Source organism: Niveispirillum irakense DSM 11586 (genome assembly GCF_000429645.1).
Lineage (GTDB): Bacteria > Pseudomonadota > Alphaproteobacteria > Azospirillales > Azospirillaceae > Niveispirillum > Niveispirillum irakense.
Map to the genome: position 1 here is coordinate 410,984 of NZ_KE386934.1, position 22,396 is coordinate 433,379.

The 22,396-nt window shown below is 60.8% G+C and carries 19 protein-coding genes; 12 read left to right on the forward strand and 7 right to left on the reverse strand.

The window, feature by feature from the left end; genetic code table 11:
• Positions 1–229 precede the first annotated feature (229 nt).
• A complete protein-coding gene (locus G473_RS0120910; protein WP_084438445.1) occupies positions 230–892 on the forward strand; it encodes a LuxR C-terminal-related transcriptional regulator in 663 nt (220 codons plus the stop codon).
• Positions 893–1,012: 120 nt separating this feature from the next.
• Here the strand turns inward: G473_RS0120910 and G473_RS0120915 are convergent, their stop codons facing one another.
• Both G473_RS0120915 and G473_RS0120920 read right to left on the reverse strand, forming a co-directional pair.
• Positions 1,013–2,089: an OmpA family protein gene (locus G473_RS0120915; RefSeq protein WP_029014703.1), complete on the reverse strand. Its 1,077-nt coding sequence runs from the start codon at positions 2,087–2,089 to the stop codon at positions 1,013–1,015.
• A gap of 210 nt (positions 2,090–2,299) precedes the next feature.
• Positions 2,300–2,488 (reverse strand): hypothetical protein, encoded by a 189-nt coding sequence (locus G473_RS0120920; protein WP_029014704.1) that lies wholly within the window; start codon positions 2,486–2,488, stop codon positions 2,300–2,302.
• 190 nt (positions 2,489–2,678) lie between these two features.
• Between G473_RS0120920 and G473_RS0120925 the strand changes: the two genes are divergently transcribed.
• Positions 2,679–3,692, forward strand: coding sequence for an MBL fold metallo-hydrolase (locus G473_RS0120925; RefSeq protein ID WP_029014705.1), 1,014 nt, complete (start codon positions 2,679–2,681; stop codon positions 3,690–3,692).
• Positions 3,693–3,753: 61 nt separating this feature from the next.
• On the opposite strand, the gene G473_RS0120930 is transcribed toward G473_RS0120925, so the two are convergent.
• A complete protein-coding gene (locus G473_RS0120930) occupies positions 3,754–4,323 on the reverse strand; it encodes a hypothetical protein (RefSeq protein ID WP_029014706.1) in 570 nt (189 codons plus the stop codon).
• A gap of 411 nt (positions 4,324–4,734) precedes the next feature.
• Here G473_RS0120930 and G473_RS30910 point away from each other — a divergent pair, with 411 nt between their 5' ends.
• Positions 4,735–5,832 carry a hypothetical protein gene (locus G473_RS30910; protein ID WP_210163375.1) on the forward strand — a complete coding sequence of 366 codons (1,098 nt, stop codon included), beginning with the start codon at positions 4,735–4,737 and terminating at the stop codon, positions 5,830–5,832.
• Positions 5,833–6,017: 185 nt separating this feature from the next.
• On the opposite strand, the gene G473_RS0120945 is transcribed toward G473_RS30910, so the two are convergent.
• Positions 6,018–6,497, reverse strand: a complete 480-nt coding sequence (locus G473_RS0120945; protein ID WP_029014708.1) for a phasin family protein — start codon at positions 6,495–6,497, stop codon at positions 6,018–6,020.
• Positions 6,498–6,747: 250 nt separating this feature from the next.
• Positions 6,748–7,470, reverse strand: coding sequence for an extensin-like domain-containing protein (locus G473_RS0120950; RefSeq protein WP_029014709.1), 723 nt, complete (start codon positions 7,468–7,470; stop codon positions 6,748–6,750).
• A gap of 663 nt (positions 7,471–8,133) precedes the next feature.
• Here G473_RS0120950 and uvrC point away from each other — a divergent pair.
• The 7 genes from uvrC (at position 8,134) to G473_RS0120985 (ending at position 16,008) form a co-directional block, all read left to right on the forward strand.
• Positions 8,134–10,089 (forward strand): excinuclease ABC subunit UvrC, encoded by a 1,956-nt coding sequence (gene uvrC / locus G473_RS0120955; RefSeq protein WP_084438515.1) that lies wholly within the window; start codon positions 8,134–8,136, stop codon positions 10,087–10,089.
• A gap of 54 nt (positions 10,090–10,143) precedes the next feature.
• Positions 10,144–10,719, forward strand: coding sequence for a CDP-diacylglycerol--glycerol-3-phosphate 3-phosphatidyltransferase (pgsA, locus tag G473_RS0120960; protein ID WP_029014711.1), 576 nt, complete (start codon positions 10,144–10,146; stop codon positions 10,717–10,719).
• Positions 10,719–10,970, forward strand: coding sequence for a molybdopterin converting factor subunit 1 (gene moaD, locus G473_RS0120965; protein WP_029014712.1), 252 nt, complete (start codon positions 10,719–10,721; stop codon positions 10,968–10,970). Before pgsA ends, moaD begins: the two co-directional genes overlap by 1 nt.
• Positions 10,970–11,446 carry a molybdenum cofactor biosynthesis protein MoaE gene (locus G473_RS0120970; RefSeq protein ID WP_029014713.1) on the forward strand — a complete coding sequence of 159 codons (477 nt, stop codon included), beginning with the start codon at positions 10,970–10,972 and terminating at the stop codon, positions 11,444–11,446. Before moaD ends, G473_RS0120970 begins: the two co-directional genes overlap by 1 nt.
• Positions 11,447–11,527: 81 nt before the next feature.
• A complete protein-coding gene (locus G473_RS28210) occupies positions 11,528–12,742 on the forward strand; it encodes a sensor histidine kinase (RefSeq protein ID WP_084438447.1) in 1,215 nt (404 codons plus the stop codon).
• A gap of 652 nt (positions 12,743–13,394) precedes the next feature.
• Complete coding sequence (locus G473_RS0120980) at positions 13,395–14,087, forward strand: glutathione binding-like protein (protein WP_029014714.1); 693 nt, start codon at positions 13,395–13,397, stop codon at positions 14,085–14,087.
• A 217-nt stretch (positions 14,088–14,304) separates the two neighbouring features.
• Positions 14,305–16,008 (forward strand): methyl-accepting chemotaxis protein, encoded by a 1,704-nt coding sequence (locus G473_RS0120985; protein WP_029014715.1) that lies wholly within the window; start codon positions 14,305–14,307, stop codon positions 16,006–16,008.
• A 24-nt stretch (positions 16,009–16,032) separates the two neighbouring features.
• Here G473_RS0120985 and G473_RS0120990 read toward each other — a convergent pair whose 3' ends face one another.
• Together G473_RS0120990 and G473_RS0120995 are read right to left on the reverse strand one after the other, a co-directional pair.
• Positions 16,033–19,476: a class I SAM-dependent DNA methyltransferase gene (locus G473_RS0120990; RefSeq protein ID WP_035708501.1), complete on the reverse strand. Its 3,444-nt coding sequence runs from the start codon at positions 19,474–19,476 to the stop codon at positions 16,033–16,035.
• Positions 19,477–19,543: 67 nt separating this feature from the next.
• Positions 19,544–20,806 (reverse strand): alpha/beta fold hydrolase, encoded by a 1,263-nt coding sequence (locus G473_RS0120995; RefSeq protein WP_029014717.1) that lies wholly within the window; start codon positions 20,804–20,806, stop codon positions 19,544–19,546.
• A gap of 493 nt (positions 20,807–21,299) precedes the next feature.
• On the opposite strand from G473_RS0120995, the gene phaR reads away from it, so the two are divergent.
• Positions 21,300–21,899 (forward strand): polyhydroxyalkanoate synthesis repressor PhaR, encoded by a 600-nt coding sequence (gene phaR / locus G473_RS0121000; RefSeq protein ID WP_029014718.1) that lies wholly within the window; start codon positions 21,300–21,302, stop codon positions 21,897–21,899.
• A 168-nt stretch (positions 21,900–22,067) separates the two neighbouring features.
• Positions 22,068–22,298, forward strand: a complete 231-nt coding sequence (locus tag G473_RS0121005; RefSeq protein ID WP_029014719.1) for a hypothetical protein — start codon at positions 22,068–22,070, stop codon at positions 22,296–22,298.
• Positions 22,299–22,396 lie beyond the last annotated feature (98 nt).

Consider the following 22,396-nt stretch of genomic DNA (forward strand, 5'->3'; position numbering starts at 1 on the left):
CCTCGAAAGAATCTGTTTATAATCCAGAGTTGATGGAAAGAAATAAGGAATTTATTTCGAAATTCGAAGTGTTTTTCTTGGTGCATACTTTTGTTTTTCTGCATTATGTCAAATTTTAGTTAAAATTTTATCCATTTCTTTGCCGCTCGTTGATCAAATAAGAACCTTCAATCAATTGATATAATTGGATTTTTAGTCTTTTAATCAAGATAGGACGGGCCAGGAGCGAATGAACATGTCAGGTGGCAGCGTTATGCTGGTGGATCGCGACCAATTATTCAGCGCTGCGCTTGCCGCATTGCTGGAGGATGAAGGGCTGGAGGTCGAGGCCCCGCTCCCCTCCGTCACTGCGGTTGGAGGCGTACTGGACGAAGGGTTGGAACCCTCATTAATCATCACCGATCCTGCGGGTCTTGATCGGGAGGGTGAGGGGTCACCCCTATCGCGTCTGCGCGAAATCGCACCAGATGCCCGGTTGCTGGTATTGAGTTCGGACATGTCCGCCAAGGCTGTCGCGGACAGCATGACCATTGGCGCCCATGGGCATGTATCCAAAGGGGCTTCCTTCAATGTGGTGCTGCGGGCAGTAAAACTCATCCAGCAAGGCCAGGCTGTTTATCCAGCCAATGTGGCCCAGAATTTAGGCCAGGGCGCAAGCCCCAGCCCAGAAAGCCTCCGGGAGGGAGAAACAGCCGACCTGTCTCCCCGGGAAACACAGATACTGGCCTGCATCCTGAGTGGCCATTCCAACAAGGCCATCGCAAGACGGTTGGCCATTACGGAATCAACCGTAAAAATGCATTTCAAGAACGCGATGCGGAAAATCAACGCGAGCAACCGGACCCAAGCAGCCATATGGGCCATGGAGCATGGAATAGCCCCGATGGCCTGAGAAGGCCGGAAACAATCCTATATACACACGAAAAAGGGGTGCCTGGACGGGCACCCCTTTTTCTTATCGCACCATAAGCGGGTCGCCCCGAAACCCGTAAGGATTTCGGGGCAGAGCAGCTTACGGGAACACGATGACCGCACGGCGGTTCGACGGCTCACGGACGCCATCGGCAGTCGGGACCAGCGGATCCGTCTCACCCTTGGCTTCCAGAGCGATCTGACCGACCGGCAGGCCCTGGCTGGCCAGATACTGACGAACGGCTTCGGCGCGCTGCATCGACAGCTTCTGGTTATAGTCGGCCGGACCGGAGGAGTCGGCGTGGCCGGCAACCGTGATCTGCACAACCTTACCGGCCTTGGCATCGCGGGCAACGTTCTGGAGAACCTGCTGAGCATCAGCAGACAGAACAGACTTATCCCAGTCGAAGAAGACCGTGAAGTTGCGGGAGATGGCCGGCGGCGGCGGGGGCGGCGGGGGCGGCGGGGGCGGCGGCGGGGGCGGCGGGGCGACAGCCGTGGTGGCTACCGGAGCCGCAACCGGGGCCGCACCGAAGACGGTACGGACGCCGACCAGCACGGAGTGGGAGTCATAACGCGAGCTGAAAGCCGGGCTGGCCGTGTCGTACTTCAGCTTGTTGGTGCCGAGGTAACGATAACCCAGCGTCAGGTCCATGTTGTCAAACAGAGCATAGGCCACACCGGCATTCAGCTGGTAGGCGAAGGCACCGTTGCTGTCATTCATGTAGTTGCCGGCAGAGAACAGCGGACCAGCCGTGTCCAGCTTCTGCCAGCCCCAGCCGAGACCACCACCAACATAGGGGCGCAGCGGAGAACCGATATCGAATTCCTGCTGGACAACTGCCATCAGGGTATAGGCCTTCAGGTTACCGATGCCGGTGCCCGTGCGCGTGGCGGGGCCGCCCGAGATACCATCGATCTCGTGAACGGTCATGCCACCTTCAACGCCCAGACGCAGGCCGGTGCCGAACTGGTAACCAAATTCCAGGACCGAGGTCAGCGCGTCCTTGGTGCTGACTTCGTTCGTGACAGTCGAGCTCTTGAAGTCGCTGTCCTGAAGCCAGTTCACGCCAATCTGGGCGCCGAAATACGGGCCTTCAATCAGATTCTGAGCAGACGCAGCAGAGGACAGCGTCAGCGCGATTGCCGTCCCCATCAGCATGTGGCGCAATTTCATGTTCATCTCCTTAAGGGCCCTTCGAACGACTGCCGTTGCGCCGTCGCGGCGCTGGCAGCCTTATTCTGCTTGGGCGAAAACCGAAGCCAGTATTAAGCCCACAGGCAATAGGCTTACAGAAAACGCGGGCGCAACTCAAGAAGGCAAGATCATAGCTAAAGATACTATACCATACGGCCAATCCTGCATTCAGGGTGGCCTTCTATTGCTCTATGCCGCACAGCGAAAGGCGTTTACGACGGCGCGGTGGGCATCCGTGGTGTCCGGATAGGTCCGGCCATGCAGTTGCTGCACAGCAGGGTGAACAGCGTGGAAGCGTACGCCTTCCTCCTCCGCCATGGCAAGCCCCACAGCTTCCTCATCAATTTCGATAATGTAGTCTGGCCGATTCTTCATCATCGCGGTTCCCAGTTTCTACGGGTGAATTCTGTTGGCCCGCCTCTACCACCCTCATGATGACAGTTTCCATCACGTGGCCGTGACAATGGCGCGATGGTAAGCGGCAAGACGGGTGAAACGGAGACGCTTGCCAGCCCCGATATGGTGCTTTACCGCTGAAAAAGATGAGAAACAGCCAGGGAACCGCCCCGTGACCAGTCTATCCACCCCTCCGGAAGGTGAGGCGATCATCACGTCCGTGGCGCCTGGGCTGACATCAGCCCGCCTCCCCCTGCCCTTCGCGCTGGATCATGTACATGTTTGGCTGCTGGAGGAGGCCGATGGCTGGACCGTGATCGACACAGGTGTATCCAGCAATCGCACCCGTCTTTTATGGGACGGGATCATTGAGCGCCATTTCAACCAGCGACCGCTGCGCCGCCTGATCGCAACCCATTATCATCCCGACCATGTCGGGCTGGCGGACTGGCTATGCCAACGTTTTGATGCCCCGTTGATGATGACGCAGACGGAATGGCTGCTGGCGCGATTGCTGTCGCAAGACCAGTCCTCTTCCCTTCAGGCAGCCTATCATTCCTTCTATCGCGCCATGGGACTGGATGACGCGGCAACCGATCAGTTGCTGGAGCGCGGCAATGCTTATGCCCGGGGCGTTCCCTCCGTCCCGGCGCAGTTCCGCCGCCTCAAACAAGGCGACCAGTTGGAAATGGGGGGATATGTATGGCAGGTCATCACCAGTGGTGGCCATTCCCCCGAACATGCCTGTTTTTATGCTGACAAGGGTCGGCTGCTGATTGCCGGCGACATGGTGCTTCCCCGGATCAGCCCCAATGTCAGCGTCTGGCCACTGGAACCGGACGCCGACCCGCTGTGGGATTTCCTGGATGGTTTATCCCGTCTCCGGCAATTGCCGGAAGATACGCTGGTTCTCCCCTCTCATGGCCAGCCATTCCAACACCTGCATCAGCGGATTGATGAATTGACGCATCATCATGCCGAAAGGCTGATGGAAACCGAGGTCGATTGCCGGACGAATCCCCGGACGGTGGCGGAGGTGACACGCACCCTTTTCCATCGCCCGTTGGACACCCACCAGCTCAGCTTCGCCACGGGGGAAGCGCTGGCCCACCTCAATCATCTGGTGAACCAGGGAAAATTGAAACGCAGCCTCCGCGACGACGGGGTCTGGTTGTTCAGCACTTAAGCAAATAAAAAGCCGGCCCCGATCATATCAACGGGGCCGGCTTCAAATAAGACCGTAAGGGTCAGCGGCTGGCTGCGCCCGTTGCGCCGCTGCGCCGCGCCGGTGAGGGCGTCGCCTCTGCAACCACGGCAGCCGGCAACGGCTTGTCGCAACGGGCTTCCTGCGCCATGCGGATACCGGGGGCGTCAGGGGACAGGCCCTTGCGCAATTCCGCAAGATCCAGCGACATGGCCTTCTGAACGAAGGGAACATGCTCAGAACAGAAAACCGGTGTCGTCAAGGCGATGGCGCGCTGTGACGTCTCATTCGCCAGACGGGTCCGGAAAGTATCGAAGGCCCGGTTGGAATTACCTTTGGCCGTCCGCTTATAATAACCGACCAGCGTCTTTTGCCAGTCCTGCATCTGTTTTTCGTGACGCAGCGTGAACATCTTATATTGCGCGAACAGGCTGGGCTGACCCTTAACATCCATATGTTGGCATGTAAGCCCCACGACCATCATTTCGGTGTGAAGGCGGATCGCCTGTTCCGCCTCAAATTCCGCAACGGAATAGCAGGGCGGCTTGGCGTAGGCCGGACCGGCAAGCAGGGAGAACAGGGCAGCCGTCAAGGCGAAGCGTTTACGCAGCATCGGTCGCAAATTCCATAAAAGCCGGGCTTTGAGCGGACATTGCCTGATCCATTGCTTTCCGGCAAGTGCGCCATGCGGGGTGCCCATACCGATTTTCAAAATCAGCGGCTACAAAGCCTGTCAGGGCATCAGGCATCAAAATCCGCTTTTAAAAAGACGCCGCACTCCAGGAGTGGGCTGCATGCCGTGGCACTATGGACCCGCATTTTTTTACATTTTGTGCTTAGTTCCTCTTTCAATTTACGTTCAATTCCCCCATATCTTGACAGGCAAATCCTGGCAAACCCAATGCAGCCTTGCGTCAACACCTGTTGGTGGAGGCCCCGGGTATCTTTGATAATGCATCGGAACCGCTTGAGTCTGTGAAGCCATTTAATGACGCAAGAGCCTCTCTGGCAACTGAGTGATATCTTGAACGCCGAAACCGAAGGTGATGCGGAGTCCCCGAAGCGTCGTGGACGTATCCCGCAATCCGCTTGGCCGCGAATTCTTGAGCGTTACAAGGCGGGCGCAACCCTGTCTGCCATCGCGCGTGAATTTGACTGCACGCCTAGTGCCATCTCCTACATCGTCCGCAAAGCGGAAGCAGCCGGGGTAAACCCGGATGCCGGTGGCGGAGAGGCAGAGGCAGCGGCCGAACCCGTAACCCCAACCCCGCCGCCCCCCGCGGCTGAGGCTGCACGCCCTGCGCGACGTGTTGCCCCGCGGGAAGCGAAGCCGGAGGTGGAAAGCTCGCTTCCGCCCGTTGCGGCAGCGGAGCCAGCCACGCCGGCCCCCGCGCCAGCAGCAGCGCCCCCTGCCCCGGAAACCGCGGCGGAAACGCATGCGCGCGACGTGCTTCAGCACGATAGCGGCCGCCATGAGCAGCGGAGCGAAGGGGCACGACGCTTCGAAGGGCGTGAAAACCGCCCGCCGCGCGAAGGCCGCTATACGGGTGAAGGCGGTTTTGAAGCACGCGGTGACGGCCAGCGGAACGAGAATAACCAGCGCGCCGATGGGCCGCGTGGGGATCGTGGCCAGGAAGGCCGTCGTCCCCCCGGTGGCGGGGCACCGCGCTTCCCACAGGGTGGCCAGCGTGACCGGTTCGGGGACCGCCAGAACCGTGATCGGGATCGGGACCGGGGGGAAGGCAACCGTCCGCCGCGTGATATGGAACGGCAGGAACGCGCCGCTTTCGATCCCGCTTCGACGAGCCAGCAGCCCAGCGAAGTGGTCTATCCTTATCGCCAGCAACGCAATCCCGCACGGATGGAGGCACTGGAAACTCCGTCCGTGCCTGCGGATGAGCGGATGGATGCGGCCGCCAAGGCTTGCGCTGAAGCTTATCGTGCCTGGAAGGCCCAGGCTGATGGCGGCGTACAGGCCCTGGGTGATGCGATCCACGAATTGCGTCGTGTGATTGCCCGGATGGAGATCGAAGTTTCTGCCAGCCGTAAGGAAGAGCAGAGGCCGATCCCGATCCATTCTTACCGGACCAGCCATTCACCCCCGCAACAACCACGCGGTTGATACAGGTGTGATTGGCAAAAAAGCCCCATCCCTATCAGGGTGGGGCTTTTTTCATGGAATACGCGATCAGGGATGATCAATTTCAGCCAGATCCGGCACAGAAACAGAAAAGCCTGCCGGAATACCGGCAGGCTTTAACTGACCATTAAGAGACGACCAACCGGCCTCTCTTCTGTAACCGAGTATCAGCCCTTTTTCGGCGTCAGCTTGCCGAGCATGGTCTGTACTTCGTCAAAATTTTCCTGCAGACGCTTGGTCAGCACTTCGACCGCCTCGGTGTTGGACTTGGCGATCATCTCGCCCAGTTCCTTCATATTGGCAGAGGCATGTTCGAAAGCGGACTTGATCAATTCCGCCTGCTTGGCAACCTTGTCTTCCGGCGTGCCGGGCGTAATCAATTGCGTCACGACGGAGGAGGTCTCCTCAATCGTCTGGCGCACGATCTCAGCATGACGGCGCGCCACAGCCTGGGCACCTTCAAGGGCCAACTGGTTCGCAGCGACCACGGCTTCGACATTGCGGCGCTGGGAAGCCAGAACGCTGTCGAAATCGCCCGTCGGGAGCTTCATATCGCCGAACATCTTCTGCATGTCCGTGAAGCGCGACATATCCCAGAACTTCGTCGGATCAAAGTCCAGGAACGGGTTCTTGATCGTGCTGGTCATTCATATCCCCTAGGGCTGTGCGACCATGCCGGGCGGCGTCGCAGGGACCATTGCAATGCACCACAACCACACCAGCGATTGCTGCACCGCAAAATTCATATGAGAACAGAGTGACATTTGCCGCTTTTTTCGTCAACTTTTTTGTTGCAGCGCACAAAACCGTTTCAAATTCAAGGGCTTGACCTTCCGTTACGTCATCTCGCGTGGAAAGAAGGTGAACAGCCCCACCACTCCCGCATTGCGAGCAGCCTTATCGACAAATGCCAAAGGGCCCCATATCCAGATGGAAATGGTCCCGATGAAGATCATTATAATCGGGGCCCAACACAGAGCGAAAAATCTGGCAGCCCCCTTTATGGGCATCGCGCCAGAACAGGGCAGCCGCCGTGGGGCGGGATTGGTCATCCATACGGTCCCAATCGCTGATCAGGCTGGATGTCGTGCCATCCGCCAGGGTTACAGCCGCAATATCGATGGCATTTGCGGTGGCGTGCTGGCTGCGCCGCCCCCCTTCTCCGCGTGTTGTGCGCACAGCACGGCAGGCATAGGTGCCATAATGGCGGACATTCGCGATATCGGCATTGAAATGGCGCCGGGCGGCCGGGATGAGGACATGGCGTTCATACAGTACCAACCCCGCCAGCAGCGGGCAGGAGGCCGTAACCGTGGCGTTGTACCGTAAATCAGACCGGCGAAGGGTCGCTGCCCCCGTAAGGCCGCACCCTTCCGCAGGCCCGGACCGGTCGGGCACCGGGCTGGCAGCCACACCCGCCCCTTCCAGCCAGGCAAAGCAGGCCTCGGGCTGATCCTGCAAGCGACGCAACTGCCAGCTCGTCAGAAAGCCGGGCGGCTCTGCCGGGTCGGGCAAGGCAAACGGATTCCACCGCGCCGGTATCTCGATCAGATCAGGCCGAAGCCAGATCCCCCCCGCCACCAGAGTGACGGCCAGAAGAAGGAATATTTTCCAGCGCATGTGCAATCCGCGTGATGAAGCAAGGCCAGGTAACCGACTGGATGACAGCAGCCCACCCTGGCATTAACGGGTTTGCATAAGGAATTGGCTCGTCTCGCTGCGTCTTTTCTGCGACGCACGGAAATCCTGCACCATATGGATATTGATCCTGTCCCCCAGCGGGCAGCGATCCTAATTTTGCACAAGTATGTCTATGACGCGGCTCCAGGGGCGGTTAAATGTTTGTCAAGCATTTGAATCGACCACATGACAGAACCATGACGGCTTGACTTATAAAATATCCATATTTTTCAATCAGTTAATTTTTGACGCCTATTTTTTAGGCAAATCCGTAAAAGCCGCAGACTTCTTGGTGTCCCATGCGCAACCCCCATCCTTTTCCTCAGACTTATCCACAGATTCCGTGGAATAGTTCAACCAGCGCTCATGCCTGCCATCACCCACCAATCGGCCGAGGCAAAATGCCGATAGCCGCCCGAAATTGAGTCTTTCGTACAGGGAGACAGTTTTGATCATGGGGAATGCGACCTCTCATCCGAAGGGTGATTGACCAGGAAGAGCGGATCAGCCACATCACTGGCCATGCAGGACCAACCCGAAAAAATTCCCTTTTCCGCCTCTGCCCAAACACCCCCGGCTGATTCCGGGGATGAGCCGGCCGCCATGGATGATAGCGTGACCTCCTCCGAGCCTACGGGGGATGTGGCGACGGCTGGGGATCTGCACACCGAATCTGCCGAACCCCAGAAGAGGCGCACCCGCCGTACCGTCGCCGATCTCAACCGCGGGGTGGAGGTGATCAAGGCCTATCTGCGCACCCTGCCCGACCGGCCTGGCGTCTATCGGATGCTGAATGATGATGGGGATGCGTTATATGTCGGCAAGGCGCGCAGCCTGAAGCGCCGTGTCACCAACTATACGATGCCGGTCAAGCTGCCGATCCGCTTGCAGCGCATGATCGCGGAAACGACCCAGATGGAGTTCGTCACCACCCATACCGAGGTGGAGGCGCTGCTTCTGGAGTCGAATCTGATCAAGAAGCTGATGCCGCGCTATAATGTGCTGCTGCGCGACGACAAGACCTTCCCCCATATCCTGATCAAAGGCGGGCACGATTTCCCGCAATTGACTAAGCATCGCGGCACCCGATCCGATCCCGGCCATTATTATGGTCCCTTCGCATCGGCGGGCGCCGTCAACCGCGTGCTGACGGCGCTGCAGCGGGCGTTCCAGCTTCGCTCCTGCGCCGATACGGTATTCAGCAGCCGCACCCGGCCCTGCCTGCAATATCAGATCAAGCGGTGTACGGCCCCCTGTGTGGAACGGGTCAGCGCCATGGAATATGCCGAGCAGGTAGCCGAGGCGCGTACCTTCCTGGAAGGGCGCAGCCGCGATATCCAGGCCGAACTGGCGCAGGCCATGCAGCAGGCTTCCGAGGCGCTGGAGTTTGAACGGGCGGCGAAGCTGCGCGACCGTATCCGCGCTTTGACCGCCATCCAGGCGCATCAGGATATCAATGTCGAAGGGATCGAGGATGCCGACGTGATCGCCGCCCACCAGGATGGCGGCAGCACCTGCATCCAGGTCTTCTTCTTCCGGGGCGGTCGCAATTATGGCAACCGGGCCTATTTCCCCAGCCATGATAAGGCCCAGGATGTGGAGGAGGTGCTGGCCGCCTTCATTGCCCAATTCTATGACAACAAGGCCGCCCCCAGCCTCGTCCTGGTCAGCCATGAGTTGGCCGAACATGAATTGCTTCAGGAAGCGCTCAGCGTGCGGGCCGGCCATAAGGTGGAACTGCATGCGCCCAAGCGGGGCGACAAGAAACGCCTGCTGGATCACGCCCTGACCAATGCCCGCGAGGCCCACGGCCGGCGGCTGGCGGAAAGCGGCAGCCAGGCCAAACTATTGGCCGGGGTGGCTGAAGTCTTCGGGCTTTCAGAACCGCCGAAGCGGATCGAGATTTACGATAACAGCCACATCCAGAGCGCGCATGCCATCGGCGCCATGGTCGTCGCCGGGCCGGATGGCTTCATCAAGAATGCCTATCGCAAGTTCAACATCAAAACCGCCGGTGCCGCCGGTGACGATTACGCCATGATGCGCGAGGTGCTGACCCGGCGCTTCGAACGGGCCTTAAAAGAAGACCCTGAACGGACGGGCGAGAACTGGCCCGATCTGGTGTTGATCGATGGTGGCGAGGCGCAACTGGCCGTCGTGGCGGAAGTGTTTGCCGAACTGGGCATTGATGATGTCTGTCTGGCCGCCATCGCCAAGGGGCCGGACCGTGATGCCGGGCGGGAACGGTTCTTCATGCCCGGTCGGCCCCCGTTCGGCCTCGATCACAAGAGCCCGGTGCTCTATTATCTGCAAAGACTGCGGGACGAGGCGCATCGTTTCGCCATCGGCACCCACCGGTCACGGCGGGAAAAGGCGATCAGCGCTTCCCCCCTGGACGAAGTGCAGGGCATCGGGCCTCGCCGCAAGAAAGCGCTGCTGCTGCATTTCGGTTCCGCCAGGGCCGTCTCTCGTGCCGGGCTCAACGACCTGGAGGCCGTGGAAGGCATCAGCCGTGCTGTCGCGAAAATCATCTATGATCACTTCCATCCGGAGGGATAGGATGCCGCCACTGTTTCCTTCCCCCTGCCCGCCTGTTCGAGAACCATCCCCCCGATGCTGACCAGCCTGCCCAACATCCTGACCTTGTCGCGCATCGCCATCATTCCCATTGTGGTGGCCTTGTTCTTCTTCCCCGGCCCCTGGCCGGCCTGGATTGCGGCGGGCCTGTTTGCGGTGGCCTGCATCACCGACTGGTTCGACGGCTATCTGGCCCGCGCCTGGCAGGAAGAAAGTGCGATCGGCAAATTCCTGGACCCGATTGCCGACAAGCTGCTGGTCGCTGCTGTGCTGATCATGCTGGTGGCCAATCGCCACATTGCCGATCTGGCCGTGTTGCCGGCGGTGGTGATCCTGCTGCGGGAAGTGATGGTGTCGGGACTGCGGGAGTTTCTGGCCGGGCTGCGTGTCAGTGTTCCGGTCAGCCAGCTTGCCAAATGGAAGACGGGCATCCAGATGCTGGCCATCGGCTGGCTGATCGTGGGTGAACATGGCCCCGCCACCTGGCCGGTAACCTTCATTGGCGAGGTGGGGCTGTGGCTTGCGGCGGCCCTGACACTGGCCACGGGCTGGGATTATCTGCGCGCCGGTTTGCGCCACATGCTGGCGCCCGGTGGGGGAAAGACCGAATGATCAAGCTTCTTTATTTCGCCTGGCTGCGCAGCAAGATTGGGCAGGCCGAAGAACAGATAGCCCTGCCGGAAGGCGTTGCGGATGTCGGCGGGCTGATCGTGCATCTCCAGGCCCGGGGCGGCGGCTATGCCGATGCGCTGGCCAATATCGATGTCGTGAAAGTCGCCGTGAACCAGGAATATGCGCCCTTTTCCCACCCGGTGAAGCCGGGGGACGAAGTGGCGCTGTTCCCACCCGTGACGGGGGGCTGATGGCAGTCCGGGTCCAGGAAGCGGATTTCGATCTCGGGGCTGAATTGCGGGCGCTGGTGGCGGGCAACCATGCCATTGGCGGCCTGTGCAGCTTTGTCGGGCTGGTGCGCGATCTGCACCCCAAGGCCGGCGAAGCGGCTGGAACGGTCAAGGCCCTGACCCTGCAGCATTATCCCGGCATGACGGAAAAGCAGCTTGCCGCCATCGAGGCAGAAGCCCGCACCCGCTGGCCCCTGGCGGACTGTCTGATTATCCATCGTCATGGAAAGATGGAGCCGGGGGAGCAGATCGTGCTGGTCGCCTGCGCCAGCGCCCATCGCGAGGCGGCCTTTGAGGCATGCCAGTTCCTGATGGATTGGCTGAAAACCAAGGCCCCTTTCTGGAAACTGGAAGACACGGAGAATGGTGACCGCTGGGTGGAAAGCCGCACGGCAGACGCCCAGGCCGCCGCACGCTGGACCGACCAGAAGGCCTAAGCCGGAGGGCTGACATTGCGGTAAGCGACAAGCAGCCTGCCGACGGGTAATATCGGGGTATGTGAGTTTGGGTTTTCGACCATGCCTGTTCGGAAAGAGCAACCCGTTATTCTTGTCATTGGCGGCAGCGCACCAGCCTATCCGACCATGGTGCCTGGGGCCCCGCGCTTCCATTTTCACCCTGCTACGGTTCTGCTGGAACATTGCCGCTCGCTGCGCCCGCATCTGGTGATTCTTGATCTGGCCGGGGTGGATGATCCCCTGCCCCTGCTGGATATGATCGCCCCCCTGCCGATCCAGCAAATGCCCAGCGCCATCGTAATCGGCGATGCCTTGACGGGGGCTATCCGGCAGCAAGCGCTGAACCGGGGGGCCGTCGCCGTCATTGAGCGTCCGGCGGACGGGATGGAACTGTCGCTTCTTCTATCAGCGCATGTCCGTCTGCGCAGCCAGGTACGGCATCTGGCCCGTCGCGGGCAGGAGCTTGACCAGCTTCTGTCCGACAGGAACCAGCGCCTGCAGGACGCCCTGGCTCTGCTGGAGAAAGCCGAACAGAAACTGGCCCGACGGGCAGAGCCTGACCCTGGCAACAGCCAGTTGGAAATCCTGGCCAATGCCACCCATGAGCTGCGCACCCCTTTGAACGCGATTATCGGTTTCAGTGACCTGCTGTGCAGTCAGGCCCATGGCGCGCTGGGTGATGCCCGGTATGGTGAATATGCCCAGGATATCCAGGACGCCGCGCACCATCTCCTGGCCCTGGTGGAAGGCACCCTGGATCTGGCACGGGCGGAAGCCGGGCATGAAGAACTGGATATCCGCGACATTGATATTGGCAGCACCGTCCTGAACAGCACCCGGCTGGTACGGCAACTGGCGGAAAATGCCGGCGTTCGTCTGGAAACGCTGCTGCCGGAAACGCCTTTGCATATTCGAACCGACCCGGACAAAATCCGCCAGATCTTGTTGAACCTTACATCCAACGCCATCAAATTCACGCCGCCCGGTGGTGTCGTCACCGTTGCGGTGGATAGCAGTGCCGATGGGGGTGCGGTGATCCTGGTGATCCGGGACACAGGGTTTGGCATGGCCGCCCAGGATATCCCGGTGGCAATGCGCCCCTTTGGCCAGGTGAAACAGGCCGAACGACCGCACCCGAAAGGTACTGGCCTGGGCCTGCCGCTGACCAACCGCTTTGTAAAGATGCTGGGTGGCGTCTTGGATATTGACAGCCAGCCCGGCAAGGGGACGACCGTGACCGTTCGTCTGCCCCCCGTTCCGCCCGATCACGATTAACTATTTCCGGTTGGTGGCTGCGTCAAAGCACGCCGTTTGTCCACTGTCTCTTATGCAGATCGCCAAAGGCGTCTGACATGCGTTTGCGGCATGTCTTTGGGACAACTGATTCCTTCAACGCATGGATCGTCCCTCTGTGCAACTTAGGGCAGAGCCAAGACGGCAAATTTATAAATACGACTTAAGTGACTGATTATTAAGAATTTATTGTATTTGTTCGATATGCGTTCTAGCGACCCTAAAAATAAGCGCACCAGTTTTGACTATTTTTTAGGCAATCTTGATAGAGACCAAGGTAACTGCGCCCGTACAGACTTAGCCAATCTTTAATCACAGACTTATCCACAGATTCTGGGGATCAAACCTACCGCTTGGGGGCTTGGTTGCAGGGCAAACTGCCCATATCCCTGCCTGCCGTTCAGTCGATGACGACAAGAGAGCAGGGCCGGGGGCCGCCACAATCTTTTGTGGCATCGCTATCAGATTATCCTGACAAGCTGACCCGTTTGAGGCGACCGACACGCCACTTGCGAATCATCCCCATCCTGGAAGACGCTGGCGCCGCCTTGTGCGCCAGCGCACTTCCCCCCGGCGGGTCCAGTGGGTAGGCTCCCCACCATTCGGAGCCACCCGACAGTAAGGATCACCCGTCATGACCATCGAATTACATGTCTGGCCCACGCCCAATGGCTATAAAATCTCCATCGCGCTGGAGGAGATGGGCCTTCCCTACAATGTCCATCCGGTGAATATCGGGGCAGGCGACCAGTTCAAGCCTGATTTCCTGAAGATCGCGCCCAACAACCGGATGCCGGCGATTGTCGATCCCGATGGGCCGGGCACCAAGCCGATCAGCCTGTTCGAGTCTGGTGCCATTCTGATTTATCTGGCGGAGAAGACAAAGCAGTTCCGCCCGGCTGACGAGGCGGAATGGTTCAGCCATATTCAGTGGTTGATGTGGCAGATGGGCGGCCTGGGACCCATGTTCGGGCAGGCCGGTCACTTCATGCTCTATGCGCCGGAAAAGGTGCCCTACGGTATTGACCGCTATCGTAATGAGGCCAAGCGCCTGTTGAAGGTCGCAGATACACGCTTGGCAGAGACGGAATATCTGGGCAGCGACGCCTATGGCATCGCCGACATGGCCAGCTTCCCGTGGATTCGCAATGCGCCGAAATATGAGATCGATCTGGCGGATTATCCGCATGTGAAGCGCTGGCATGATGCCATTGACGCGCGCCCGGCCGTCAAACGCGGTCTTGCCCTGTTGTCGGATAAGGTTCGCCCCGCAGGCCAGCCGATGAGTGAGGCGGAAAAGCAAGTATTGTTCGGACGTAAAGGCTGATTGCAGCCCCGTTCAACCAGGAGAGGCGTCCCTCCCGGTAAGGAGGGGCGCCTCTTTTTTATGCCAATACATCAAAGGCAGCCCGGGTCTGTGATGGAAGACACGGGCTGCCGCGGCGTCGGGTGCAGGTCCGCTCGGAGAGAGCGGCAATTGTGATAACAATGCGATATAATCAGGATGTCGCTCTTTCGCGCATCCCTCCCAAACAGGTTCCGTCATGGATATCTTGAAGAAAGCCACCATCAGAGGCCGGATCATCCTCGGCTTCGGGGCGATCATGACCCTTCTCATCCTGTTGACGGTGATGGGGATCAACGATGTCAACAGCATCAACCGCCGTTTGGAGGACATCAAGTTCGACAGCAGCGTGAAACAGCGCCATGCCATCGACTTCCGCGGCAGCGTTCATGATCGTGCCATTGCCCTGCGCGACGTGGTGCTGGTGCGGGACGATCAGGTCCTGCCCCTGATCCTGAAGGATATCGAAACGCTCACCGCCCGCTATGCCGAGGCTTCCGTCAAACTTGATGGCATGTTCAAGGACCAAGGCGGCGTCACGGCGGAGGAACGCCAGGCCCTTGCCCGTATCCAGGCGGTAGAGGCGAAAACGCTGCCCATGGTCCGTCAGGTCATCAATCTGCGGCAGGCGGCTGATTTTGACGCAGCGCAGGCATTGCTCCTGGAATCTGCCCGGCCGGCCTTCACCGACTGGCTGGCGGCCATCAACGCCTTCATCGACATTCAGGAGCACGCCTCTTTCGTCGCGGCTGAAGAGGCGCGGGAAATTGCCAAGCGCTTCCAGACCCAGATGCTGTTGCTGTGCCTGCTCTGCGTGGCAATCGGCGTCGGTTTTGGCTTCTGGACCGTCCGCTCCATCGGCCCGCTGCGGCGGTTGACGGCGGCCATGCTGGAACTGGCGCGCGGGAACCTTCAAATTGAGATCCCGCATAGCGACAAGCAGGATGAGGTGGGCGCCATCACCGGTGCCGTGGAAGTGTTCAAGGCCAATGCCGTGGAAACCGCCGCCCTGCGCCAGCAGCAGGCCGACAGCGAGGCCCGGATGGCGCAGGAACGCAAGGCCTCGCTGGCTTCCCTGGCACAGTCTTTCGACAGCCAGGTGAAGGGCGTGGTCGATAATGTCCTGCACTCCGCCGATGCGGTGCGCAACGCGTCGGAAACCCTGTCCGTCACGGCGGTTGAAACCGAACGCAAGGCTGCTTCGGTCGCCAGCAGTTCCGCCCAGGCATCCGCGAGTGTGGAGAATGTGGCCGGCGCAGCGCAGCAGCTTGCCGCGTCGATCAGCGAGATTGGCCAGCGGATTGATGATAGCACCAACCATGCCCGTCAGGCCGCTGATCAGGCGGAACGCACCAACGGTATCGTGGACGGCCTGTCCGCCAAGGCGGAACGGATCGGTGATGTGCTGAAGCTGATTTCCGACATTGCCGAACAGACCAACCTGCTGGCCCTGAATGCCACGATCGAGGCCGCCCGCGCGGGCGAAGCCGGCAAAGGTTTTGCCGTCGTGGCAAGCGAGGTGAAGAACCTGGCCAGCCAGACCGCCAAGGCGACCGGCGACATTTCCGAGCGGATCGGCGAAATCCAGTTTGCGACGCGGGAAGCGGTGGATGCCATCCGCCAGATCGTGTTGACGATCGAGGAGGTGAACCGCATCTCCACCGCCATTGCCGCCGCGGTGGAAGAACAGAACGCCGCAACGGCGGAGATCGCCCGGTCGGTGCAGGAGGCGTCGCAAGGCACGAATGTGGTTTCAAGCGCCATCGGCGATGTGCGTGCGGCCGCCACCCAGACCGGCACGGCGTCTGCCGACCTGCTGGACAGCGCCGGCACCCTGTCCCAGCAGGCCGACACGCTGCGCAATCAGGTGCAGCAGTTCCTGAACGGGCTGCGGGCGGGGTAAACCCCACCCGCAAGGCCCGGACGGTCACGCCGCGTAACCACCCCCGGTGACGCGGCGGGCCTGGCCGATGGAAACCAGCAGATCCAGCATATCCTGCACCGCCTTGCCGCGCGCGCCTTTGAACTGGCGGGCCACGGCATCCGCCGGCAAGGCGGTATTGGCCGCCGACAGGGTGCGCAACAGGGCCTGGACCTGATCGGCCGGCAGCTTGGGCCAGGAGGGGCGCTTGGCGGCCACGGCGGTTTCGCCCAGATCGGCGACAAGCTGGGTCTGTACAGCCGCACCGGCGGGGTTCTGGAATTCCGGGCGCAGCCAGCGGATCAGGCCCTGCGCCTCCTCCGCCGCGCGCTGTTTGTTCAGCGCCACCAGCCGCAGCAGGATGTCCCGGTCTGCTAAGTCCACCGGCCAGCCATAGGCATCGGCCACCGCCGCATCCAGATCGCGGTGCAGGTCCAGCAGCACGCCGACATGGCCGGCATCATAGATGTCCTTTTCCGCCGGGGTGAAGGCGGCCCCGGCCCGGCGTTTTTCCAGCACATTATACAGGTCGGTCAGGGTGAACCGCCCGTCATTGTCGGCCAGCACCCGCTTGCGCAACCCATCCAGCTCCTCCGCCAGGGCGCCGATCCGGGCCTCCTGGGCGGGCGTGAGGATGGGGAAGGGGAATGGATCGAAGCAGCGCGATTTCTGATAACGCGGGTCGTTGCCGAAACCTAACCAACCACCCGCGGCTAAAGCCCAACAAACATGAACACGACTGCTGAGAATACCCAGATGGCTGGCCCGGTCGGAAGCGATAGCGACCAGCATGTTATCCGGCAGGATGCTGATATCCAGAAACTGGAAAATGCGGTGCTTGGCCGTTTCAACGGTGGCGATATAGCGGGGGAGATTGACGAGGGCTTTGCGTAAATCTCCCCGCGGCTTGCCGAAAAGCCACCATTGCGCCGCATATTGGCGACCATCCGGCGTGTCAGCTTTGGTTTGCCGCTCGTCATGAACACGATCATACAACCATTGATAAACCGCCGGATAGCGCTGGCGCACTTCACCTGCGGTCAAGCCGAACAGATCAATCACCATCAGGCCTCGGCCACGCCCCGTCAGGTCGCGGCCATTGCGGTAATGGCGAATATGGTTCTCCAGACCGTGCACTTTACCCAGCCCCAAGCCCGCTGCTTGGGCCGGGGTGACAAGGAAGCCGGAACCATGCAGCTTCACCCCAGGACTGGAAATCCCTTCATTCGCCTGCAACGGCACAGCTCCCACCACATCCGCCCCAATCGTCAGATCGGGCAGGATCACCCCTTGTTCGATGGCAAAATCCACGGCGATGGCCCCATCGTTGGGGTTGGCCTCCCCTTCCCGCGCCACCTGTTTCAACAGCCCCTCCCCCGGCCCGGCCACGCCCACGGTCATGGCCACGCGCACGGCGGCGGACCCATGGGCGTCGGCCCAGGGATGGTCGGGGATGGCAAAGCACAGATGCAGCGGCTTTTTCGCCTCCAGATGCCGCTTGATCACCCGGCGGCTGAAGGTCTGGGTGATGGAATTGGTGGTGATGAAGCCGAAGCGCCGCACCTTGCCATCGCGCACCAGATCGGCGGCGCGGTCCCACCAATACATCACGAAATCCGCCCCGCCGGGCATGTGCGGATAGGCGGCCCACAGCGCCTCTGCATAGCCATCACCCAGTTCCTGGCGCAAATCCTTGCCGCCGATGAAGGGCGGGTTGCCGACGATGAAATCGGCCTTGGGCCAGGGGGCGGGCTTGGGATCGGTGAAACGGTAAAGCTCCCGCACCGCTGTTTCATCCGGCACTTGCCGCCCGGTCAGCGGGTCGGTGCGCATCGACACGCCATTCCAGCGGGCCACCGGCTTGCCATCCGCCCCCAGCACCAGTTCCTGTTTCTTCCAGGCCAGGACGGCATCCATCTCCCGCACGGTTTCAATGGGTTTCAGGATGGGGTCGGACAGGCTTTCCGGCCCGCGCAGGCGCAGATGCCCTTGCAAATGGCCCAACCACAGCACCAGTTCAGCAATGGGCACGGCCCCGCCATTCTTCTCCAGCCCGATAAATTGCTGCGGCCCCACGGTCAGGCCCTGCATATCCAGCACGGCCTGGGCACCGGCCCCCAGTTCCTCCAGCGCCAGCAGCACCTCCCCTTCCAGTTCCTTCATCAGTTCCAGGCTGACATAGAGGAAATTGCCGGTGCCACAGGCGGGGTCCAGCACCTTCACCTGGCAAAGATCGCGGTGGAAGGCGCGGATCAGTTCCACCGCGCCCTTGATATCGCCCGCCGCGCGCCGGCCTTCCGCCAGGGCCAGGGTGGCGCGGAATTCGGCCTGCAGCGGCTCAATCACCGTGGGGATGACCAGCCGTTCCACATAGGCGCGCGGGGTGAAATGGGCACCCAACTGCCCGCGTTCGCGCTCACCCAAGGCATTTTCCAGCAGGGTGCCGAAAATCGCCGGCTCCACATGGCGCCAGTCGCGCTGGCAGGCCGTCACCAGTTCCGCCAACTCGTCTGCCGTCAGCGGCAGGGCCTGGGCATTCTTGAACAGGCCGCCGTTGAAATAACGCACGGGCGCACCGATCATCGGATCGAAATCACTGCCCTTGTCCATGGAACGCCAGAACGGCGTCAGGTACCGTGGCAGGAATTGCGGGGCACTTTCCGCCTGTTTCAACAGTTTCAGGAAGGCATCCGTCGGCAGCAGCCCCACATCCTCGGCGAAGGCGGTAAACAGGCAGCGCATCAGGAACAGCGCCACTTCCTTACGCTCATGCCGCTTTTCCAGCGACCGGGCCATGCGGGCCAGCCGATAGGCGATATCCTTCGTCACCTCCGCCCGCTTGGCCGCCGGGTCCAGCGACAAAGGATCGGTCCAGATGGCGCGCAGCCGTTCCCGGATCGCCGGGTCGGCCAGATCGGGGATGGCGATGCGGTGGGAACGGCTGTCGGGGAAGGGTTTGTAGCGTTTGCCCAGGCCGGTGAAATCGGCATAAATTTCAATCACATGGCCGACATCGACGATCACCAGGAAGGGCGGCCATTCCGGCAGATATTTGGCGTAATTTTCCGCCTGCTGCCGGGCCTGCTTCATCATCCGATCCCAGGATGCCGAGGATGCAGGCTGTTTTGTCGGCAAGGCACCGCCAAACAGGTCACCCGCGGCAGATGCAACGGCATCCCCCCGCATACGCTTGTTGGATTGCTTGGCCTCCAACACGAAATGTTTGCGCTTATAGCAATCAATAAAATTGTACCGTCCGTCCTCGCCCTCCAAATCCATGGCGCGGACACGCTTTTCAAAAACATATTCGTTGCGTTCATCCTCGGCATGGCTGGCCTCGGGCACGCTTACGCCAATCAGTTCACAAAGTTCATTAATGAATTTCTGATAATTGGCGCGTTCCGAACCGCCACGACCATTCCAATATTCAATGAATGCTGCGGTATCCATCACTGATCCAAAAGTATTATACCCTGCGCAAAGGTTAATCGTGACGGGGTGCCTTCGGCAAGAAATCTCACGTTCCCAGCAACCAATCCCGCAGCGGTTGCCAGACCTTTTCCTGTGCGCTGCCGCTGACCACCATGCCGATATGGCCCAAAGGCGGGTGCCATTGGGTGGCGTTTGGCAGGCGGGTTGCCAGGGCATTGGCCGAGGCCGGGGGCACGATCCGGTCGCGGGCGGGGACGATGACCAGCGATGGCTTGGTCCAGCCGGCCGGGTCCACCGGCTGGCCGTCAATGCACCATTCCCCCTTGCCGGGTGTGTTCTCCCCATACCAGCCGGCAAGGCATTCCCGGGCGATGGCGGCCGGCAGGGTCACCCCGTCATTCAGCCAGTCTTCCAGCGCCACAAAATCATCCGCCGCGTCCGTCGCCGGATCCATCTGGGCGAAATGGCTGAACTTTTTCAGGGCCAGCAGCGGGTCCAGCGTTGCAAACAGCATCTGCACCCCATCCACCGGCAATTCACCCAGCAGATGCAAGCTTGGCTCGAACGGGTGCAGCAGCAGCGATGTCCGCTTGGCCGCCGCCGCATCATCGGCATGGAAATCCCAGGGCGTGGCCATGGCAACAAAGGCGGACACCTGATCCGGCTGGCGCAAGGCCGCCGCCAGGGCCAGAAGGCCGCCCATGCAATAGCCCACCATGGAAACTGGGCCCCCCACATGGGCGCACAAGGCATCCAGCGCCCGCGCCAGCCTTCCGGCCACGATGTCGGTCAGGGTGAAGCCGCGTTCCGCCGGGCCCGGCTGCCCCCATTCCAGCAGAAAAGGCCGAAGCCCCTGGCCTGCCAGCCAGCGCAGCAGGCTTTTGCGGAAGGACAGGTCCAGGATATAGCCGCGATTGACGAGGGAGGGCACGAACAGGACAGGGCGGCCCTGCCCGCCGAAATCCAGCAGCCGCGCCGTCCCCTCCCGCCACAGGGTTGGTGCATCCTCGATATCGCGCTGATAGGGATGGTTGCGATAGCGTTCCAGCCCGGTGAAAAACCGGTCGATGCGCCGCCGCATCTCCCGGTCCACGGCCCCTGACAGGGCGCCGGCGGGATCAGGCTTTTGCTGGTCGGGGCCCGCGTCCGCCCCCTGGCTTAGGGCTGCCAGATCGGCGCGGAGCCCGTCCACCAGCGGGCGCAGGCTGGGGTGCCAATGCGGCCAGTTCCCGCTCAAGAGCGGCAATCCGGCGGGCGAGGACATCAGGATCCCCAGCCCCATCCCCAGATGAAGGCCCAGCGGGCGCGGGCCCAGACGCAGCGGCGCTGTCAGGTTCGGATCGGCCATGGTTATCTGCCTTTTCGGGGCCGTTCTTGTCCGGGGTGGGGGTGCCGGCTTTTTGCGCTGCACCCGGCCAGATGCCGGCCATCAGGTCACGCCACGCCCCCGGGGGAACCCCGCCCGACGCACCGGCCAGGAACGGGTTCAGCATCATGGCCGACTGGCTCATCGCCACCATCGTGCGGGCAATATTGTCGGCCATGGTCGGATCACCGGCCAGCGCCGCCCATTGCGCCTGCCAAATATCAAGATAGCGACGTGCCAGCGCATCCAGCGATGGCGGCTCTTCCGATTCTGTCGTCATCCGGCCCTGCCCGAAAGCGCTTTCATCCCAAGGGCAACCACCCTTGCTGGTTCAGGATATAGCGGTACCGCCGCTTTCCAAATGATTGTTTCGGTCGTAAATGTTGCGGCGTTGCGCAACGCTTGCGCTGCGACCGCGTAATGACGTACTCCTAATATAACAAACTGGAATGATCGAGCGGGGATAGGACGCCACATGGCTGAGAAAGAAGATTCCAAGCCCGCGCCGGTGACGATCAAGAAGTACGCCAACCGTCGGCTGTACAATACCGCCACCAGCAGCTACGTGACGCTCGACCATCTCTGCCAGATGGTCAAGGATGGCACCGATTTCGTGGTATATGACGCCAAGACGGGCGATGATATCACCCGCTCCGTCCTGACGCAGATCATCGTGGAGGAAGAGTCGAAGGGCCAGAATCTGCTGCCCATCCCCTTCCTGCGCCAGTTGATCAGTTTCTATGGCGACAATATGCAGTGGCTGGTGCCGCGCTATCTTGAACATTCCATGAAGTCCTTCACGGGAAATCAGGACAAGATGCGCGAATATTTCCAGACCACGTTCGGCGGCATGTTCCCGTTCGGCGGGTTCGAGGAGATGAGCAAGCAGAATATCGCCATGTTTGAGCGGGCGATGCGCATGTTCAGCCCCTTCAACGCGGAAGGGGGGGAGAATGTGGCACCCGCCGCGACCGACGCCCCCAAAGCTCGGCCAGAAGATAAATTCTCCGAGTTGCAGAAGCGGCTGGATGAATTGCAGAGCCAGATGGAAAACCTCACCAAGAAGCGCGACTGACAGAGCCGCAAATCTGGTCGGATTGACAGGCCGCTGCCCCAATCGGGCAGCGGCCTTTTTGCTGTCTCCATCATCCGGCCAGGGCTTCCGCTTGTGGCATTGATGGGACCATGGGTTTGCCCCCATTTCGTCACGGGATCATAAGCGGAAACCGTGCGTTGATAGGGCATGGCTACGTCTCTGCATCATAGGCGCTGGACCTCCGCGCCGCACCCGACCCGCATAAGGCCGGAAGATCGGCTGCATGAGGGCCCCGTCCTGGATGCCGAATGGTGGGAGGATGAACCCGCCACCGGCCTCCTTCCCCTCAACCGCGCCCAGCGCAAACACCCCCCGGACCGGGCAGGCCATCAGTTGGCCTGCGATGCCTATCGCCAGGCAAGCCGCTTCCACGCCTGACCGGACCCTGCATAGGAAAAGGGCGCCCTCCGCGCGGAAGGCGCCCTTTTCTTCTGCCCGTTGCGGGCCGGGTGGCTATGGTGCCGCCCGACCCTGCA

Coding starts and splice junctions, on each gene's coding strand:
- G473_RS0120970 (WP_029014713.1), top strand. CDS start 10,970: ATGGCAGTCCGGGTCCAGGAAGCGGATTTCGATCTCGGGGCTGAATTG.
- G473_RS0120910 (WP_084438445.1), top strand. CDS start 230: ATGAACATGTCAGGTGGCAGCGTTATGCTGGTGGATCGCGACCAATTA.
- G473_RS0120990 (WP_035708501.1), bottom strand. CDS start 19,476: ATGGATACCGCAGCATTCATTGAATATTGGAATGGTCGTGGCGGTTCG.
- G473_RS0120995 (WP_029014717.1), bottom strand. CDS start 20,806: ATGGCCGATCCGAACCTGACAGCGCCGCTGCGTCTGGGCCCGCGCCCG.
- pgsA (WP_029014711.1), top strand. CDS start 10,144: ATGCTGACCAGCCTGCCCAACATCCTGACCTTGTCGCGCATCGCCATC.
- G473_RS0120945 (WP_029014708.1), bottom strand. CDS start 6,497: ATGACCAGCACGATCAAGAACCCGTTCCTGGACTTTGATCCGACGAAG.
- G473_RS0120915 (WP_029014703.1), bottom strand. CDS start 2,089: ATGAAATTGCGCCACATGCTGATGGGGACGGCAATCGCGCTGACGCTG.
- G473_RS0120930 (WP_029014706.1), bottom strand. CDS start 4,323: ATGCTGCGTAAACGCTTCGCCTTGACGGCTGCCCTGTTCTCCCTGCTT.
- G473_RS28210 (WP_084438447.1), top strand. CDS start 11,528: ATGCCTGTTCGGAAAGAGCAACCCGTTATTCTTGTCATTGGCGGCAGC.
- G473_RS0121005 (WP_029014719.1), top strand. CDS start 22,068: ATGGCTACGTCTCTGCATCATAGGCGCTGGACCTCCGCGCCGCACCCG.
- G473_RS0120980 (WP_029014714.1), top strand. CDS start 13,395: ATGACCATCGAATTACATGTCTGGCCCACGCCCAATGGCTATAAAATC.
- uvrC (WP_084438515.1), top strand. CDS start 8,134: ATGGATGATAGCGTGACCTCCTCCGAGCCTACGGGGGATGTGGCGACG.
- G473_RS0120985 (WP_029014715.1), top strand. CDS start 14,305: ATGGATATCTTGAAGAAAGCCACCATCAGAGGCCGGATCATCCTCGGC.
- phaR (WP_029014718.1), top strand. CDS start 21,300: ATGGCTGAGAAAGAAGATTCCAAGCCCGCGCCGGTGACGATCAAGAAG.
- G473_RS0120950 (WP_029014709.1), bottom strand. CDS start 7,470: ATGCGCTGGAAAATATTCCTTCTTCTGGCCGTCACTCTGGTGGCGGGG.
- G473_RS0120920 (WP_029014704.1), bottom strand. CDS start 2,488: ATGATGAAGAATCGGCCAGACTACATTATCGAAATTGATGAGGAAGCT.